Source organism: Pseudomonas alkylphenolica (assembly GCF_000746525.1).
Classification (GTDB): domain Bacteria; phylum Pseudomonadota; class Gammaproteobacteria; order Pseudomonadales; family Pseudomonadaceae; genus Aquipseudomonas; species Aquipseudomonas alkylphenolica.
Genome location: NZ_CP009048.1, coordinates 1,011,186 through 1,028,323, shown reverse-complemented (window position 1 = coordinate 1,028,323; position 17,138 = coordinate 1,011,186). Strand labels below are relative to the sequence as shown.

Here is a 17,138-nt window from a genome sequence, read left to right as displayed (position 1 = left end):
ACTGTGGGAGCGGGCTTGCCCCGCGATGGATTCAGACCTCAGGCCAGAATGCGCGAATCCCCGCCACACCCTGAGCGCCATGCAGCCAGGCCTTCTCGCGCTCGGCAGCACCCACACCACCCAGCAGATACACCGGTTTGCTGAAGCCTTCGATCAACTGCTGTGCCTGCTCCCAGCCAAGCGGCTGCGCCTCAGGATGAGTCTGGGTCGCCTGCACCGGCGACAAGGTGACGAAATCCACCCCCATCTGTTCGGCCAGTGCCAGCTCTTCAGCGTTATGACACGACGCCGCCAACCAGCGCTCCGTCGGAAACGGCCGGCCTTTGCTGGCGTACTTGCGCAATTGCTCCGAGGTCAGGTGCCAGCCCGCAGAGGGGAAATCACCCAGCCATTCCAGCGGCCCCTTGAGCATCAACTGCGCCTTGCCGGCGCACAGGCCTACAGCGTCCACCGCCACGTCACGGTACTTGGGGTCGTACATGTTCGGGGCGCGCAGTTGCACCAGCTTGATCCCGCCAGCAATGGCCTTCTGAATTCCGCGCAACATCTGCGGGACTTCCAGGCCTTCCGGGGTAATCAGGTATTCACCCGGCAAGCGTGCCGCGGCGACGATCGGCCGATTGGCCTCGGGGAAGTCATACTGCGGCAGTTCACGCGCCGTCACCCAGGCCAGCGGCTGGCCTTCGGCGCCATGGGGCTCACCGGTAAAACCACTGACTTCCCAGACATCCAGCAACACCTGCTTGTCCGGGTAGTCGTGGTGGATCTTGATCAACGGCCGCGCGGCAGTCACGACGATGCCCAGCTCTTCGTTCAACTCCCGGGCCAGGGCGCTATCAACCGCCTCGCCATCCTCGACCTTGCCGCCCGGAAACTCCCACAGACCACCTTGATGCTGGGTATCGGCGCGACGGGCAATCAGGATTCGGCCATCCGCACCGCGAATGACCGCTGCGGCTACATGTATGCGTTTCACCCTTCACGCTCCGCCAGGCCAGCTTTTTGCCAGGCCTGAAAGGCTGGCCACTGGTAGATAGTCTCGATATAGGCTGCCGCTTGTGCAGGCACTTCCACCCGGTAGGTACGCAGGCGTACCGCGACAGGGGCGAAGAAAGCATCCGCCAGGCTCGGCGTGCCGAACAGGAACGGACCGGTTTCTTTGGCGGCCAGACGGCATTCGGACCATAGCGCGACGATGCGATCGATATCGACCTGCACGTCCAGCGGCATGTTCTCCAGCGCTTGATCGCGAGACAGGTCGAACGGCATGTTGCCGCGCAGGGCGAAGAAGCCGCTGTGCATCTGCGCGCAGGCAGAGCGTGCCTGGGCGCGGGCGGCAACGTCGGTCGGCCACAGGTTGGCTTGTGGATGACGCTCGGCCAGGTATTCGGCGATGGCCAGGGAGTCGGCGATGATGCCGTGCTCGCACTTGAGCAATGGCACTTTGGCCGTCGGGGAGTGCTCCAGCAGCCGCGCACGGGTGTCGGGCTGGTTGAGCTTGATCAGGGTTTCTTCATAGGTAGCGCCGGCCAGCTCAAGGGCCAGGGCGGCGCGCAGCGACCAGGAGGAGTACAGCTTGTCGCCGATGATCAGGTGGTAACTCATGGTTCGGCTCCATCAAGGGACTATCGCGGGGCAAGCCCGCTCCCACCGGAGAGGCTGCTGTCAAGACAGTTGCTCCCACCTGTGGGAGCGGGCTTGCCCCGCGATAAGGTCAGGTACGGTATTCGGCGTTGATCTTCACGTACTCGTGGGACAGGTCGGTGGTCCAGATGGTTTCGCTGCACTGGCCACGGCCCAGCTCGATACGGATGGTGATTTCCTCTTCGGCCATCACCGCCGCGCCCTGCGCCTCAGTGTAGGTGGCACTGCGGCCGCCTTTACTGGCGATGCAGACATCACCCAGGTAAACATCGATCAGGCTGACGTCCAGCTCAGGCACACCGGCACGGCCAACAGCCGCCAGGATGCGGCCCCAGTTCGGGTCGGAAGCGAACAGCGCGGTCTTGATCAGTGGCGAGTGAGCCACGGCGTAGCCGACGTCCAGGCATTCCTGGTGGTTGCCGCCGCCATTGACTTCGACGGTAACGAATTTGGTCGCGCCTTCACCGTCACGAACGATGGCCTGGGCCACTTCCATGCACACCTCGAACACCGCTTTTTTCAGTGCTTCGAACAGTGGACCGCTGGCCTCGGTGACTTGCGCGACATCCGCTTTGCCGGTGGCGATCAGCATGCAGCAATCGTTGGTCGAGGTATCGCCATCGATGGTGATGCGGTTGAACGACTTGTTGGCGCCATCGAGCATCAGGTCCTTGAGGACTGCGGGTGCAACCTTGGCGTCGGTGGCGATGTAACCGAGCATGGTCGCCATGTTCGGCCGGATCATCCCGGCGCCCTTGCTGATACCGGTGACGGTGATGGTCACGCCGTCATGCTGGAACTGACGGCTGGCGCCCTTTGGCAGGGTGTCGGTGGTCATGATGCCGGTAGCGGCGGCAGCCCAGTTGTTTTCCGACAGATCGTCCAGCGCGGCCTGCAGCGCACCTTCGATCTTCTCGACGGGCAGCGGCTCGCCGATGACACCGGTGGAGAATGGCAGTACGGCACTGGCATCGACGCCGGTCAGCTCGGCCAGCCTGGCGCAGGTGCGCTCAGCGGCAGCCAGGCCCGGAGCGCCGGTACCGGCGTTGGCATTGCCAGTGTTGGTCAGCAGGTAGCGCACGGTGCCCTGTACGCGCTGCTTGGCAAGGATAACCGGTGCTGCGCAAAAGGCATTGAGGGTGAACACACCGGCGACGCTGGAGCCTTCGGCGCAGCGCATGACGACCACGTCCTTGCGCCCCGGGCGCTTGATACCCGCTGAGGCGATGCCGAGTTCAAAACCTGGAACCGGGTGCAACGTTGGCAAAGGACCAAGACCAACAGCCATGTAAGCGCTCCTAGAAAAAATACACCGGGTCGAATAGGCCGGTGCTTGAGATGGAACAACGCCGCGACGGTACAGGACCGGTCGCGGCGTGGTGTTCGTGGATCAGCGGACTGCCGGGCAGACGAGGTTAGTTGATCTGACCGTGGCAGTGCTTGAACTTCTTGCCCGAACCGCACCAGCACAGTTCGTTCCGGCCCAGCTTCTGCTCGTTGCGCACCGGGGCAGCGGCGACGGCGACATCAGCGCCCTCCTCCTGCTCCTCGGTGTGCTCCAGGCCCGGGGCTGCAGCGTGCTGGAACTGCATGCGCGCAGCCAGCTCCTCGGCCTCGCGGCGCAGACGGGCTTCCTCTTCGGCAGGATCTTCGCGGCGCACCTGAACGTGCGAGAGCACGCGGATGGTATCGCGCTTGATCGAATCGAGCAGTTCCTGGAACAGGTTGAACGACTCGCGCTTATACTCCTGCTTCGGGTTCTTCTGGGCATAGCCACGCAGGTGGATACCGTGACGCAGGTGGTCCATGGTCGACAGGTGGTCTTTCCACAGATCGTCCAGTACGCGCAGCAGAATCTGCTTCTCGAAGGTGCGCAGGGCTTCGGCGCTGGCCTGCTCTTCCTTCTCGTTGTAGGCCGCCAGCAGCTCGGTCATGAGCTTCTCGCGCAGGGTTTCTTCGTACAGGTGATCGTCTTCGTCGAGCCACTGCTGAATCGGCAGTTTCACGCCGAAGTCGCTGGCCAGCGCAGCTTCCAGACCGGCCACGTCCCACTGCTCAGGCAGCGATTGCGGTGGAATGTGCTGAGCGACGGTGGCATCGAGCACTTCCTGACGGAAGTCGGCGATGGTGTCACCAATGTTGTCGGCTGCCAGCAGGCTGTTACGCATGTGGTAGATGACTTTACGTTGCTCGTTGGCCACGTCGTCGAATTCGAGCAATTGCTTACGAATGTCGAAGTTGCGACCTTCGACCTTGCGCTGGGCTTTCTCGATGGCGTTGGTGACCATGCGGTGCTCGATGGCCTCGCCGGACTGCATGCCCAGCGCCTTCATGAAGTTCTTCACCCGATCGGAGGCGAAGATACGCATCAGGCTGTCTTCCAGCGACAGGTAGAAACGGCTGGAACCTGGGTCACCCTGACGGCCGGCACGGCCGCGCAGCTGGTTGTCGATACGGCGCGATTCATGGCGCTCGGAGGCGATCACATGCAGGCCACCGGATTCAATCACCTGCTGGTGACGCTTCTGCCAGTCGGCCTTGATCTGTGCGATCTGCTCGGGCGTCGGGTTCTCCATGGCCGCGACTTCGACTTCCCAGTTACCGCCCAGGAGGATGTCGGTACCACGACCGGCCATGTTGGTAGCGATGGTCAACGCACCCGGGCGACCGGCCTGGGCGATGATCTCGGCTTCTTTTTCGTGGTACTTGGCGTTCAGTACCTTGTGGTCGATGCCTTCCTGCTTGAGCAGGTTGGACATGTGCTCAGAGGTCTCGATGGTGGCCGTACCGACCAGCACCGGACGGCCCTGGGCCATGCTTTCCTTGATGTCGGCAATGATTGCGGCGTACTTCTCTTCCGCAGTCAGGTAGACCAGATCGTTGAAATCTTTCCGGGCCAGCGGCTTGTTCGGCGGAATGACCATAACGTTGAGGTTATAGATCTGGGCGAACTCGAAGGCTTCGGTGTCAGCGGTACCGGTCATGCCGGACAGCTTGTTGTACAGGCGGAAGTAGTTCTGGAAGGTGGTCGACGCCAGGGTCTGGCTTTCGGCCTGGATATTCAGGTTTTCCTTCGCTTCGATGGCCTGGTGCAGGCCTTCGGACAGACGGCGGCCCGGCATGGTACGGCCGGTGTGCTCGTCGATCAGCAGGATCTGACCGTCCTGGACGATGTACTCGACGTTGCGATGGAACAGCTTGTGTGCGCGCAGGCCGGCATAGACGTGGGTCAGCAGACCCAGGTTATGCGCCGAATAGAGGCTCTCGCCCTCGGCCAGCAGGCCGACCTGGGCAAGCATCTCTTCGATGAACTGGTGACCGGCTTCGTTGAGCTCGACCTGGCGGCTCTTCTCGTCGATCTTGAAGTGACCTTCCTGGGTGACTTCGCCTTCGACTTCCTCGATGTGCTGCTTGAGGCGCGGGATCAGCTTGTTGATCTCGATGTACAGCTTGGAGCTGTCTTCGGCCTGGCCGGAGATGATCAGCGGGGTCCGCGCTTCGTCGATCAGGATGGAGTCGACTTCGTCGATCACGGCGAAATTCAGCTCGCGCTGGAATTTCTCGTCCATGCTGAACGCCATGTTGTCGCGCAGGTAGTCGAAACCGAATTCGTTGTTGGTGCCGTAGGTGATGTCGGCAGCATAGGCAGCGCGCTTTTCTTCCGGCGGCTGGAACGGCGTGACGACGCCGACGCTCAGACCGAGGAATTCGTACAGCGGACGCATCCAGTTGGCGTCACGGCGGGCCAGGTAGTCGTTGACCGTGACCACATGCACACCCTTGCCGGACAGTGCATTGAGGTACACGCCCAGGGTTGCGACCAAGGTCTTGCCTTCACCGGTGCGCATTTCTGCGATAGTGCCTTCGTGCAAGGCCATGCCGCCGATCAGCTGGACATCGAAGTGGCGCATGCCCATGACCCGCTTGCCGGCCTCACGCGCGACGGCGAAGGCCTCCGGCAGCAGCTGGTCGAGGGTCTCGCCTTTGGCCAGGCGCTCTTTGAACTCTGCGGTCTTGGCACGCAGCTGTTCGTCCGAGAGGGCCACCATCTTCTCTTCGAAGGCATTGACGGACTGCACCGCCTTGAGCAGGCGTTTTACCTCGCGCTCGTTCTTGCTTCCAAAAAGTTTTTTTAACAAAGGCGCAAACATATCGACAGGATCTTCCACACATAGGGATGGAGGGCGGCCCCGTGAGTCGCCCGTGCAGCCCTTATGGCCGCATGCGAACGAGCATTCTACCCGGAAACGACGGTGAGGAAAGTGGCGGATGTCCACGATGCTGGCACAGCGCTTAAACGGGGCTTTTTTACAATAAGGGCTTTTTTCACAACTTCAACCCATTGGCAACATGAAGTTTTTCCAAAGACACCCGGACAAGGCGTGCGTCAGGGGATCTGCTAAGATGCCGCTACTGTAACTTCAGGTGTCCTTTCATGGCTTTTCGCCCCTTGCCTGCCCGCGCGCCCGCTGTACTGTTGCGCGAAGCCCGGCCGCTCAAAGCCCTGTTCAGCCAGGCCCAGCGCCTGGCACAACTGCAAAAACTGCTCGACAGCCAGCTGCAGCCGGCTGCACGTGAACATTGCCATATTGCCTCCTGGCGCGAAGGTACCCTGCTGCTGATCGTCACCGACGGCCACTGGGCGACCCGCCTGCGCTACCAGCAAAAGCGCCTGCAGCGCCAGTTGCAGACCCTGGAAGCCTTCGCCAGCCTGACCCGGATCCTTTTCAAGGTGCAGCCGCCCACCACCCAGAGCCGGGCGGCCCCGCATACCGCCGATCTGTCCACGCGTGCCGCCGAGAGCATTCAGGCGACCGCCGACGGTATCAGCGATCCGAAACTGCGCGCGGCGCTGGAGCGCCTGGCCAGCCATGCGCGGGAAAAAGATGAGCAACCTCGGTAGGAGCGGGCTTGCCCCGCGAGGCGATGTGACTGAGAGATTGCTATCGCGGGGCAAGCCCGCTCCCACGGTTCTTGCCAAAGGCCCATAAAAAAGGCCACCCGAAGGTGGCCTTAATCACTAGAGAGAGTGTTCGAACTTACACTGCCGCAACCGGACGCATGTAAGAGATCGGTGCCGTACTGGCATCTTCGAAGGTCACCACTTCCCAGGCATCTTTTTCCTCGATCAGCTTGCGCAGCAGCTGGTTGTTCAGCGCGTGTCCGGACTTGTAGCCCTTGAACTCGCCGATCAGGCTGTTGCCCAGCAGGTAGAGGTCGCCGATGGCGTCGAGGATCTTGTGCTTGACGAATTCGTCTTCGTAACGAAGGCCGTCTTCATTGAGCACGCCGTCCTTGTCGACCACGATGGCGTTTTCCACGCTGCCGCCGAGCGCGAGGTTGTGCTTGCGCAGGTACTCGATATCGCTCATGAACCCGAAGGTCCGGGCGCGGCTGACTTCCTTCACGAACGAGGTGCTGGAAAAGTCCACGCTGGCACTTTGGGTCCGGTTACGGAACACCGGGTGATCGAAATCGATCTCGAAACTCACCTTGAATCCGTCGAACGGCAGGAAAGTGGCGCGCTTGTCGCCGTCTTCCACTGTCACTTCGCGCAGGATGCGGATGAATTTCTTGGCTGCGTCCTGTTCTTCCAGGCCGGCAGATTGAATCAGGAATACGAAGGGTCCTGCGCTACCGTCCATGATCGGCACTTCGGACGCGGAGAGCTCGACGTAGGCGTTATCGATGCCCAGGCCAGCCATGGCCGAGAGCAAGTGCTCAACCGTGTCTACCTTGGTATCGCCATTGACCAGTGTCGTCGACATGGTGGTCTCGCCGACATTTGCCGCGCGGGCGGGAATTTCCACCACGGGGTCGAGGTCGGCACGGCGAAATACGATGCCGGTATCCACAGGTGCAGGTTTGAGGGTCAGGTAAACCTTTTCCCCGGAGTGCAGGCCGACACCTGTGGCACGGATAATATTCTTCAGGGTGCGTTGTTTAATCATGGCATTGGCCGCTTCAGCGCAAATTGCGAACTGGTATCAACAAAGGCTGAGGATAATACCAGACCCGGCCTTTGCTGAACACCAATCACCCTTATACCCCTGATAAATTTCATCAATCGGCCTGACGACGCAGGAAAGCCGGGATGTCCAGGTAGTCCAGATCGTCTTGCGGATTGAGCTTGGCAGCAGCGGCTGCACCGGCATGCGCCTGATTGCGCATTACGGTCGGACGCTCCAGATCACGGTAGTTCACCGACGACTGTTCGTTGCGCACAGGGGCCGGAGCCGGCGTCTGCTGCTGCATCGAAGCGCTCTGCAGGGTGTTGTCGATGACCTTGACCGGCTTCTCGATCTTCGCGCCCAGGCCCGTGGCAACCACGGTCACGTGCAGCTCGTCACGCATGTCCGGATCGATAACGGTACCGACCTTGACCATGGCGTGATCGGAAGCGAAGGCTTCGATGATGCTACCAACGTCCGAGTACTCACCCAGCGACAGGTCAGGACCTGCGGTGATGTTGACCAGGATGCCGCGAGCGCCCTGCAGGTTGACGTCTTCGAGCAGCGGGTTGCGGATTGCTGCTTCAGTCGCTTCACGCGCACGGTTCGGACCGCTGGCGCAGCCAGTGCCCATCATCGCCATGCCCATTTCGCTCATCACGGTCCGTACGTCGGCAAAGTCGACGTTGATCATGCCTGGACGCTTGATGATGTCGGAAATACCGCGAACGGCACCGGCCAGAACGTCGTCAGCCTTGGCGAAGGCGGACAGCAGGCTGGCGTCTTTACCGAGGATGGTCAGCAGTTTTTCGTTCGGGATGGTGATCAGCGAGTCGACGCTGTCTGCCAGTGCACGGATGCCTTCATCGGCGATCTGCATGCGCTTGCGGCCTTCGAACGGGAACGGACGGGTCACCACCGCAACGGTGAGGATACCCAGCTCCTTGGCCACTTCGGCGATGATCGGCGCAGCACCGGTACCGGTACCGCCGCCCATGCCGGTGGTGATGAACACCATGTTGGTGCCCTGCAGTACTTCGGCGATGCGCTCACGGTCTTCCAGCGCGGCCTGACGGCCGACTTCCGGATTGGCACCGGCACCCAGTCCCTTGGTGACACCAGTACCCAGTTGCAGAATGGTACGCGCGCCGATGTTTTTCAGCGCTTGAGCATCAGTGTTGGCGCAGATGAACTCAACGCCCTCGATGTTGCTCTTAACCATGTGATTGACGGCGTTGCCACCGCCGCCACCGACGCCGATCACTTTGATGACCGGACTTTGCGGGACGTTGTCTACGAGCTCGAACATTTTCCCTCTCCTTACAGTTCTCTAGTTTTTGCGCCTACTACTACTGCTTTGAAACTTTTAAAAGTTGCCTTTGACCCAGCGTGTGAAACGCTCGAACGCCGGTGCTTTGGGTTCATCGCCATAGTTGTTGCTGCTGGTACCGGTGAGACTGACGCCGTCGGACTGTTTTTGCAGACCGTAGGTCAGCAAGCCCACACCGGTGGAATAAATCGGGTTGCGCACCACGTCGCTCAGGCCCCGAACGCTATGCGGCACGCCCAGGCGTACCGGCATGTGGAAAATCTCTTCGGCCAGCTCTACCGCACCTTCCATCTTCGCGGTGCCGCCGGTCAGGACGATGCCTGCTGGCACCAGGTCCTCGTAGCCGCTGCGGCGCAGCTCGGCCTGGATCAGGGTGAACAGCTCGTCGTAACGCGGCTCGACCACTTCGGCCAGGGCCTGGCGCGACAACTCGCGCGGCGGACGATCACCGACGCTCGGCACCTTGATGGTTTCGCCGGCACCGGCCAGCTTGGCCAGGGCGCAGGCGTAACGGATCTTGATCTCCTCGGCGTACTGGGTCGGGGTGCGCAGGGCCATGGCGATGTCGTTGGTCACCTGATCGCCGGCAATCGGGATCACTGCGGTGTGACGAATCGCGCCTTCGGTGAAGATGGCGATGTCAGTGGTACCGCCGCCAATGTCCACCAGGCACACGCCCAGCTCTTTCTCATCATCGGTCAGCACCGAGTAGGCCGAGGCCAGTTGCTCGAGAATGATGTCGTCGATTTCCAGGCCGCAGCGGCGCACGCACTTCTCGATGTTCTGTGCGGCATTGACGGCGCAAGTGACCACGTGGACCTTGGCTTCCAGACGCACACCGGACATGCCCAGCGGCTCGCGCACGCCTTCCTGGTTGTCGATCACGTAGTCCTGCGGCAGGGTGTGCAGGACCCGCTGGTCGGCCGGAATGGCAACTGCTTGAGCGGCGTCGAGAACGCGCTCGAGGTCAGCCGCACTGACTTCACGGTCGCGGATCGCAACGATGCCGTGGGAGTTCAAGCTGCGGATGTGATTGCCGGCGACACCAACGAACGCCGAGTGGATCCGGCAGCCGGCCATCAGCTGGGCTTCTTCCACCGCACGCTGGATCGACTGCACGGTCGATTCGATATTGACCACCACACCCTTCTTCAGCCCGCGCGAAGGATGGGTGCCGATACCGACGATTTCCAGGGTACCGTCGGCCGCGACTTCGCCTACCAGCGCCACTACCTTGGAGGTGCCGATATCGAGCCCGACGATCATTTTGCCGCTATGCGCATTTGCCATGGTCCTGCCTCTCTCTAATTCTTCGCAACGGCGGGTTGGGCCGTCGTCGGTGCAATCGGTTCCCGCCAGCCAACGGCCAGGCCATTGGCATAACGCAGATCGATGCGGGCGATGTTCGTGATCTGTTCTTTGAGTGTCTTGTCGTAAATGGCAATGAAACGGCGCATTTTTTCCACCAGATGGTCGCGCCCCAGCAGCAGTTCAACACCTGGCCCGGCGCTGCCGGCGCCAGTGGTCAGGAACCAGCTGCCGCGCTCGCGCACTTCCAGCCGGGCAATCGAAAAGCCCATTGGCCGCAACATCTGGCTCAGTACCTGATATTGCTGCATCACTTGTTGCTGCGCCCGCTGCGGCCCGAACAGCTGCGGCAGGTGCTCATAGTTGGCCAGTTCGCGCGGGGTGAAGGCCTGGCCCTGGTTATTGAGCAAGGCCTCTTCGCCCCAACGCGCCACCGGCAACTGTTCTTCCAGGCGGATCACCACTTCGTCCGGCCACACCCGGCGTACTTCGGCATGGGCGATCCAGGGCATCTGCTCAAGCTCGGCGCGCATGCTCGCCAGGTCAACGGTGAAGAAGCTGGCCGCCACATAAGGGGCGATCCGCTGCTGCACCGCTTGCTGGCTGATGTAGCTGAGGTCGCCCTGCACGGCGATCTTGGTGATCGGCCGGTCAGCGTACGGCATCAGCCGTTGCGCACCTTCATAGGCAGCGAAACCTGCGGCGACCAGCAGCACCGGCCAGAGCAGGCGCTTGAAAACGCTGAAATTGGCCTTGGGCAGGCGCGCCGACAGTGGCTCCTTGGCCACCATCCGGCTGGCACCACGCGGCACCGGCTTGTTGCGGCCGGTGGCGGGTTGCTGATGACGTAACATCGCGCCTTGCATGGGCTTAACCTCGCGCCTCGACGCTGGCCGCCAGGATTGCCAGCACCAATTGCTGGAAGTCCAGACCGGCCGCGCGTGCCGCCATAGGGACCAGGCTGTGATCCGTCATGCCTGGTGCGGTGTTGACTTCGAGCAGCCAGAAACGCCCCTGCTCGTCCTGCATAACGTCCAGCCGCCCCCAGCCAGCGATGCCGATGGCGTCGCAGGCACGGGCGGTCAGGTCGATCAGTTCGTTTTCCTTCTCCGCGCTCAAGCCACACGGGATCCGGTACTGGGTATCGGAAGCCAGGTACTTGGCGTCGTAGTCGTAGAAAGTGTGCGGCGTGCCCAGCGCGATCGGTGGCAATACCTGGCCACGCAGGGTCGCCACGGTGAACTCCGGACCGTGAATCCATTGTTCGACCAACACTTGCGAATCGTAGGTAGCGGCGTCCTTCCAGGCGGCGATCAATTCGTCGACACCGTTCACTTTCGCCATACCGATACTGGAGCCTTCATGGGCCGGTTTGACGATCAAAGGGAAGCCCAGTTCCGCACCTGCAGAAATACAGTCGGCTTCGCTGGTCAGCACGGCATGACGCGGGGTCGGAATACCCAGGCTGTGCCAGACCTGTTTGGTCCGCAGCTTGTCCATGGCCAGCGCCGAAGCGAGGATGCCACTGCCGGTGTAAGGGATGCCCAGACACTCCAGCAGGCCCTGCATGCTGCCGTCTTCACCGCCACGGCCGTGGAGGATGATGAAGGCACGGTCGATCTTCTCGCTTTGCAGGCGATCGAGCAGGTCATCGCCCACATCGATTGCGACCACGTCGACACCGGCGCTGGTCAGCGCTTCGATGACTGCTGCCCCGGACTTCAGCGAAACTTCGCGTTCGGCACTCTTGCCGCCGTAAAGCACGGCAACGCGGCCGAAGTCTTTCGCGGCAATGGTCGAGTGCAATGTGGCGTATGCGTTATCAGTCATTTCGACTTCCCCTGACTGGCAACAGCACCAGCGAACAACGGACTCTTGAGTAATTGCGGGGCCAGGCCACCGATATCACCGGCACCCTGGCACAGCAGGATGTCGCCGGCGCGCAGCAACGGCTTGACCAGCGGCGCCAGTTCGATGCCGCGCTCGATGTAGATCGGATCAAGCTGGCCGCGCTGACGGATGCTGTGGCACAGCTGACGGCTGTCGGCACCAGGAATCGGCTCTTCGCCGGCCGGGTAGACCTCCATCAGCAGCAGGACATTGGCGTCAGCCAGGACCTGGACGAAATCGTCGTACAGGTCACGGGTGCGGCTGTAACGGTGCGGCTGGTAGACCATCACCAGACGGCGCTCCGGCCAGCCACCGCGCACGGCTTTGATGACCGCAGCCACTTCGGTCGGGTGGTGACCATAGTCGTCGACCAGCATGACGCTACCACCGTCTACTGGCAGTTCGCCGTAGACCTGGAAGCGTCGCCCTACCCCCTGGAACCCCGACAGGCCCTGGACGATGGCTTCATCGCTGATGCCTTCGTCGGTAGCGATGGCGATGGTTGCCAGGGCGTTGAGCACATTGTGGTTGCCCGGCATATTGACCGACACGTCCAGCGGCTCGCGGTCGCGGCGCAGCACGGTGAAGTGGGTCTGCATGCCCGACTGGCGAACATTGATCGCGCGCACGTCGGCTTCTTCGCTGAAGCCGTAGGTGACCGCCGGGCGCTTGACCTGCGGCAGGATCTCGCGCACCACCGGGTCATCCAGGCACATCACGGCCAGGCCGTAGAACGGCAGGTTGTGCAGGAACTCGACGAAGGTTTTCTTCAGCTTGTTGAAGTCGCCTTCATAGGTCGCCATGTGGTCGGCGTCGATGTTGGTGACCACGGCCACCAGCGGCTGCAGGTGCAGGAAGCTGGCGTCACTTTCATCAGCTTCGGCGATCAGGTAGCGGCTGGTGCCAAGCTGGGCATTGGTACCCGCTGCATTCAGACGGCCACCGATGACGAAGGTCGGATCCAGGCCACCCGCAGCAAACACCGAGGCCAGCAGGCTGGTGGTGGTGGTCTTGCCATGGGTACCGGCGACGGCGATGCCGTGGCGGTAGCGCATCAGTTCGGCGAGCATTTCGGCGCGCGGCACTACCGGAATACGCCGCTCAAGGGCGGTGGCGACTTCCGGGTTGGCCGGGTTGATGGCGCTGGAAACCACCAGCACATCGGCGCTGGCAGCGTTCTCGGCGCGGTGACCGATGAAGATTTGCGCCCCGAAGGACTCCAGGCGCTGAGTAACCGCCGAAGTCTTGAGGTCCGAGCCCGATACCTGGTAACCCAGGTTCAGCAGCACTTCGGCGATTCCGCACATGCCCACGCCGCCGATACCGACGAAGTGGATGCGGCGGATACGGCGCATTTCTGGCTGTGGCATGGCTTTCTTGCTTTCAACCATGGGCCACCTCCAGGCAGATATCGACCACGGTGCGGGTGGCCGCAGGTTTAGCCAGGCGCCGGGCAGTGGCGGCCATGGCGGAGAGTTTTTCCGGTTGCATCAGCACCTCGTTCAGGCGTTCAGCGAGTTGCGCTGCGCCAGTTGTCGCTTGTGGCATCAGGAAGGCAGCGCCTTCGCGGGCCAGATAATGGGCGTTGTGGGTCTGGTGATCGTCGATGGCATGGGGCAACGGCACCAGCATCGATGGCAAGCCGGCCGCAGCCAGCTCACTGACGGTCAGCGCGCCTGCGCGGCAGACCACCAGATCGGCCCAGGCGTATGCCTTGGCCATGTCCTTGATAAAGGGCTCTACCTGAGCCTCGACTCCAGCCTCGCGATAGCGCTCGGCGGTAATCTGGTCGTGCTGTTTACCCGCCTGGTGGAACACCTCGGGACGAATGTCCGCGGGCACCTGGGCCAGGGCTTGGGGCAGCAATTTGTTCAACGGTTCGGCGCCCAGGCTTCCGCCCAGCACCAGCAAGCGTGGCCGACGCGCGCCCAGGGGCTCGCGCGGGGTGTCCAGGAACAGTTCGCTGCGCACCGGATTGCCGGTGGTGCGCAACTTCTCGGAAGCCGTGAAGGTCCCGGGGAAAGCTTCGCAGACTCGGCCGGCCAACGGCACCAGCAGCCGATTGGCGGTTCCGGCGCGGGCATTCTGCTCGTGGACCACTACAGGTACACCACAAAGCCGGGCGGCAACGCCTCCCGGGCCGGTCACGTAACCACCGAAACCGATCACGCAGACCGGCTTGAGCTGGCGAATGATGCGCCGCGCCTGCAGTACCGCCTTGACCAGGGTAAATGGCGCCTTGAGCAGCGACAGCTTGCCCTTGCCGCGCAGGCCGGTGACTTGAATCAGGTGCAGCTGCAGGCCCGCCTGAGGTACCAGTTCGTTCTCGATGCCACGCGGAGTGCCCAGCCAGTGCACGGTGTAACCACGCGCCTGGAACTCACGGGCACAGGCCAGTGCCGGGAACACGTGGCCCCCGGTACCGCCTGCCATGATCAGTACATTCTTGCCGTCAGCGGCCATGATTCGGCTCCTCGGCAAAATCGCTTTCATTGAATTCGTGCTCTTCGCTACCCAGATGGGTGCGACTCTCCCACTCGATCCGCAGCAACAGCCCGACACAGGCGCAGCAGATCACCAGCGAGCTACCGCCGTAGCTGAGGAACGGCAAGGTCAGACCCTTGGTTGGCAGCAGACCGACGTTCACGCCGATGTTGATCAGGAACTGGCCAATCCACAGGAACGCCAGGCCAAAGGCCACATAGGCGGCAAAGAACTGCTTGGCTTTCTCGGCCCACAAACCGATGTACAAGGCGCGTACGGTGACAAATACGAACAGCGCCACGGTAAGCAGCGAACCGACTACACCCAACTCTTCGGCCAGTACCGAAAACACGAAGTCGGTGTGCGCCTCGGGCAGGTAAAACTGCTTTTGCACGCTGTTGCCAAGGCCGACACCCAGCCACTCGCCGCGCCCGAAGGCGATCAGTGCCTGGGTCAGCTGGTAGCCGGAGCCGAACTGGTCGGACCAGGGGTCGGTAAAGGTAACAAGCCGCGCCATCCGGTAGGGCTGGGCCTGGACCAGGACGAACACCGCGCCCACCGCCAGCAGCACCATCAGGCTGAAGCGAAACAACCCCACCCCACCGAGGAAAAGCATCGCCGCCGCCGCGCCCATCATGACCACGGTGGCACCGAAGTCAGGCTCCATCAGCAATAGGCCGGCCATAGGCAACAGAACGATGAACGGCTTGAAGAAACCCATCCAGCTTTCGCGTACTTCCTTCTGGCGACGCACCAGGTAACCGGCCAGGTAGATCACCACGAAGACCTTGGCGATTTCCGAAGGCTGGACGTTGAAGAAGCTGAAACCGATCCAGCGCATCGAACCGTTCACTTCGCGGCCGATGCCTGGCACCAGTACCAGCACCAGCAAGCCAAAGGCGCCGACCAGCATGGTAAAGCCCATTTTCTGCCAGGTGGCGATCGGCACCATCATGGTGACGATGCAGGCAAACACGCCAATGGCCACGTACACCAGGTGACGGAACATGTGATACAGCGGGTTACCCGACTGCGCAGCGGCCACTTCCGAGGACGCCGAGGTGATCATCACCAGGCCAAGGCCGAGCAACGCCAGACAACCGGCGAGCATGGCGAAATCGAGGTCGATGCCGCGACCGCTGATCAGCGGCGACGGATAGGGCTTGATGATGCCGAAGATCATGCCAGCCCTCCTACGGCTTGGGCGAACAGCCGCCCACGCTCTTCAAAGTTCTTGAACATGTCGAGACTGGCGCAGGCCGGCGACAGCAGCACGGCATCGCCAGGCTGGGCCAGCTCGGCACATTGCTGCACAGCTTCTTCGAGGCTTTTCACCCGGACCAGCGGTACGCTGTCGCCCAGCGCTTGGGCCAGGCGTTCGGCATCGCGTCCCAGCAGCACGACAGCGCGGCAGTGCGCCGCTACCGGAGCACGCAGAGCGCTGAAATCCGCACCTTTGCCATCGCCGCCAGCAACCAGTACCAGCTTGCCGTCGATATCGGCGCCCAGGCCTTCAATGGCGGCCAGAGCGGCACCGACGTTGGTGGCCTTGGAGTCGTCGTACCAGTTCACGCCGTCGCGTTCACGAAGCCACTGGCAACGGTGCGCCAGACCGGCGAAGGTGCGCAGGCTGGACAGCATGGCGTCCATCGGCAAGCCGACCGCATGCCCCAGGGCCAATGCCGCCAGGGCGTTGGACTGGTTGTGCGAACCACGGATTTTCAGCTCGCGCACTGGCATCAGGTTCTGGAACTCGAACGCCAGGTACTTTTCGCCATTCTCTTCGCGCAGGCCAAAGGCCTTGAAGTCAGGCGTGTTCAGACCGAAGGTCCACACCGGCTGGTTCTCGGCCAGCAACGGGCGGCTCAGGGCGTCCTGACGGTTGACCACCACTTGCCGTGCGCCACGGAAGATCCGGTGCTTGGCCAGGTGATAGGCCGGCAGGCCGCTGTAGCGGTCCATATGGTCTTCGCTGACATTGAGCACGGTGGCGACTTCAGCGTTGAGCTGGTCGGTGGTTTCCAGCTGGAAACTCGACAGCTCCATCACATACAGCTCGACGTCGTCGCTGAGCAGGTCCAGCGCCGGGGTACCGAGGTTGCCGCCGACAGCCACACGCTTACCGGCCGCTGCCGCCATTTCGCCGACCAGCGTGGTCACCGTGCTTTTCGCGTTGGAACCGCTGATGGCGATGATCGGCGCCTTGGCGTTACGGGCAAACAGCTCGATATCACCGGACAGCTTCACGCCACGGGCAGCGGCTTGCTGCAGCGCCGGCGTGGCCAGGGCCAGGCCAGGGCTGACATACAGCTCGTCGGCACGGCAGAGAAACTCTACATCCAGCTCGCCACAGCGCACTTCCACCTGCGGGTAATCGCGGCGCAGGGTTTCCAGTTCCGGTGGTTGTTCACGGGTGTCGGCGACCGCAAAGGCAACGCCCCGGCTCGCCAGGAAGCGAACCAGGGACATGCCGCTCTTGCCGAGGCCGACAACGATGCGGAAGTGGTCAGAAGCGATCAGTGACACGCGTT

The 17,138-nt window shown here is 62.1% G+C and carries 14 protein-coding genes; 1 reads left to right on the top strand and 13 read right to left on the bottom strand.

The features are described 5' to 3' along the window. Window positions 1–31 precede the first annotated feature (31 nt). The 4 genes from PSAKL28_RS04815 to secA all read right to left on the bottom strand — a co-directional run bounded on the left by PSAKL28_RS04815 (window position 32) and on the right by secA (window position 5,795). Window positions 32–976 (bottom strand): Nudix family hydrolase, encoded by a 945-nt coding sequence (locus PSAKL28_RS04815; protein ID WP_038607262.1) that lies wholly within the window; start codon window positions 974–976, stop codon window positions 32–34. After that, complete coding sequence (locus PSAKL28_RS04810) at window positions 973–1,605, bottom strand: glutathione S-transferase (protein ID WP_038607259.1); 633 nt, start codon at window positions 1,603–1,605, stop codon at window positions 973–975. The genes PSAKL28_RS04815 and PSAKL28_RS04810 overlap by 4 nt, the downstream gene beginning before the upstream one ends. A gap of 109 nt (window positions 1,606–1,714) precedes the next feature. Next, window positions 1,715–2,932, bottom strand: a complete 1,218-nt coding sequence (gene argJ / locus PSAKL28_RS04805) for a bifunctional glutamate N-acetyltransferase/amino-acid acetyltransferase ArgJ (RefSeq protein ID WP_038607256.1) — start codon at window positions 2,930–2,932, stop codon at window positions 1,715–1,717. Between the two features lie 127 nt (window positions 2,933–3,059). Next, a complete protein-coding gene (gene secA / locus PSAKL28_RS04800; RefSeq protein WP_038607252.1) occupies window positions 3,060–5,795 on the bottom strand; it encodes a preprotein translocase subunit SecA in 2,736 nt (911 codons plus the stop codon). 284 nt (window positions 5,796–6,079) lie between these two features. On the opposite strand from secA, the gene PSAKL28_RS04795 reads away from it, so the two are divergent. After that, on the top strand, window positions 6,080–6,547 hold the full coding sequence (locus PSAKL28_RS04795; RefSeq protein ID WP_038607249.1) for a DUF721 domain-containing protein: 468 nt from the start codon (window positions 6,080–6,082) through the stop codon (window positions 6,545–6,547). Window positions 6,548–6,683: 136 nt separating this feature from the next. Here PSAKL28_RS04795 and lpxC read toward each other — a convergent pair whose 3' ends face one another. From lpxC to murD, 9 genes are all read right to left on the bottom strand, one after another. Continuing rightward, the gene (gene lpxC / locus PSAKL28_RS04790) at window positions 6,684–7,595 is read right to left on the bottom strand and encodes a UDP-3-O-acyl-N-acetylglucosamine deacetylase (RefSeq protein WP_010220795.1); all 912 of its coding nucleotides are present in this window, start codon (window positions 7,593–7,595) and stop codon (window positions 6,684–6,686) included. A gap of 112 nt (window positions 7,596–7,707) precedes the next feature. Continuing rightward, entirely contained in the window at window positions 7,708–8,904 is a 1,197-nt protein-coding gene (gene ftsZ, locus PSAKL28_RS04785) for a cell division protein FtsZ (RefSeq protein WP_038607246.1), read from the bottom strand. Window positions 8,905–8,961: 57 nt separating this feature from the next. Next, window positions 8,962–10,215: a cell division protein FtsA gene (ftsA, locus tag PSAKL28_RS04780; protein WP_038607245.1), complete on the bottom strand. Its 1,254-nt coding sequence runs from the start codon at window positions 10,213–10,215 to the stop codon at window positions 8,962–8,964. A gap of 14 nt (window positions 10,216–10,229) precedes the next feature. Further along, complete coding sequence (locus tag PSAKL28_RS04775; protein WP_038607243.1) at window positions 10,230–11,099, bottom strand: cell division protein FtsQ/DivIB; 870 nt, start codon at window positions 11,097–11,099, stop codon at window positions 10,230–10,232. Window positions 11,100–11,103: 4 nt separating this feature from the next. Then, window positions 11,104–12,063 (bottom strand): D-alanine--D-alanine ligase, encoded by a 960-nt coding sequence (locus PSAKL28_RS04770; protein WP_038607240.1) that lies wholly within the window; start codon window positions 12,061–12,063, stop codon window positions 11,104–11,106. Next, window positions 12,060–13,514 carry a UDP-N-acetylmuramate--L-alanine ligase gene (gene murC, locus PSAKL28_RS04765; protein ID WP_038607236.1) on the bottom strand — a complete coding sequence of 485 codons (1,455 nt, stop codon included), beginning with the start codon at window positions 13,512–13,514 and terminating at the stop codon, window positions 12,060–12,062. Before murC ends, PSAKL28_RS04770 begins: the two co-directional genes overlap by 4 nt. Next, window positions 13,507–14,586 (bottom strand): undecaprenyldiphospho-muramoylpentapeptide beta-N-acetylglucosaminyltransferase, encoded by a 1,080-nt coding sequence (gene murG, locus PSAKL28_RS04760; RefSeq protein ID WP_038607234.1) that lies wholly within the window; start codon window positions 14,584–14,586, stop codon window positions 13,507–13,509. Before murG ends, murC begins: the two co-directional genes overlap by 8 nt. Next, window positions 14,576–15,790 (bottom strand): putative lipid II flippase FtsW, encoded by a 1,215-nt coding sequence (gene ftsW / locus PSAKL28_RS04755; RefSeq protein WP_038607232.1) that lies wholly within the window; start codon window positions 15,788–15,790, stop codon window positions 14,576–14,578. The genes murG and ftsW overlap by 11 nt, the downstream gene beginning before the upstream one ends. After that, a complete protein-coding gene (murD, locus tag PSAKL28_RS04750; protein WP_038607230.1) occupies window positions 15,787–17,133 on the bottom strand; it encodes a UDP-N-acetylmuramoyl-L-alanine--D-glutamate ligase in 1,347 nt (448 codons plus the stop codon). The genes ftsW and murD overlap by 4 nt, the downstream gene beginning before the upstream one ends. Between the last annotated feature and the right edge of the window lie 5 nt (window positions 17,134–17,138).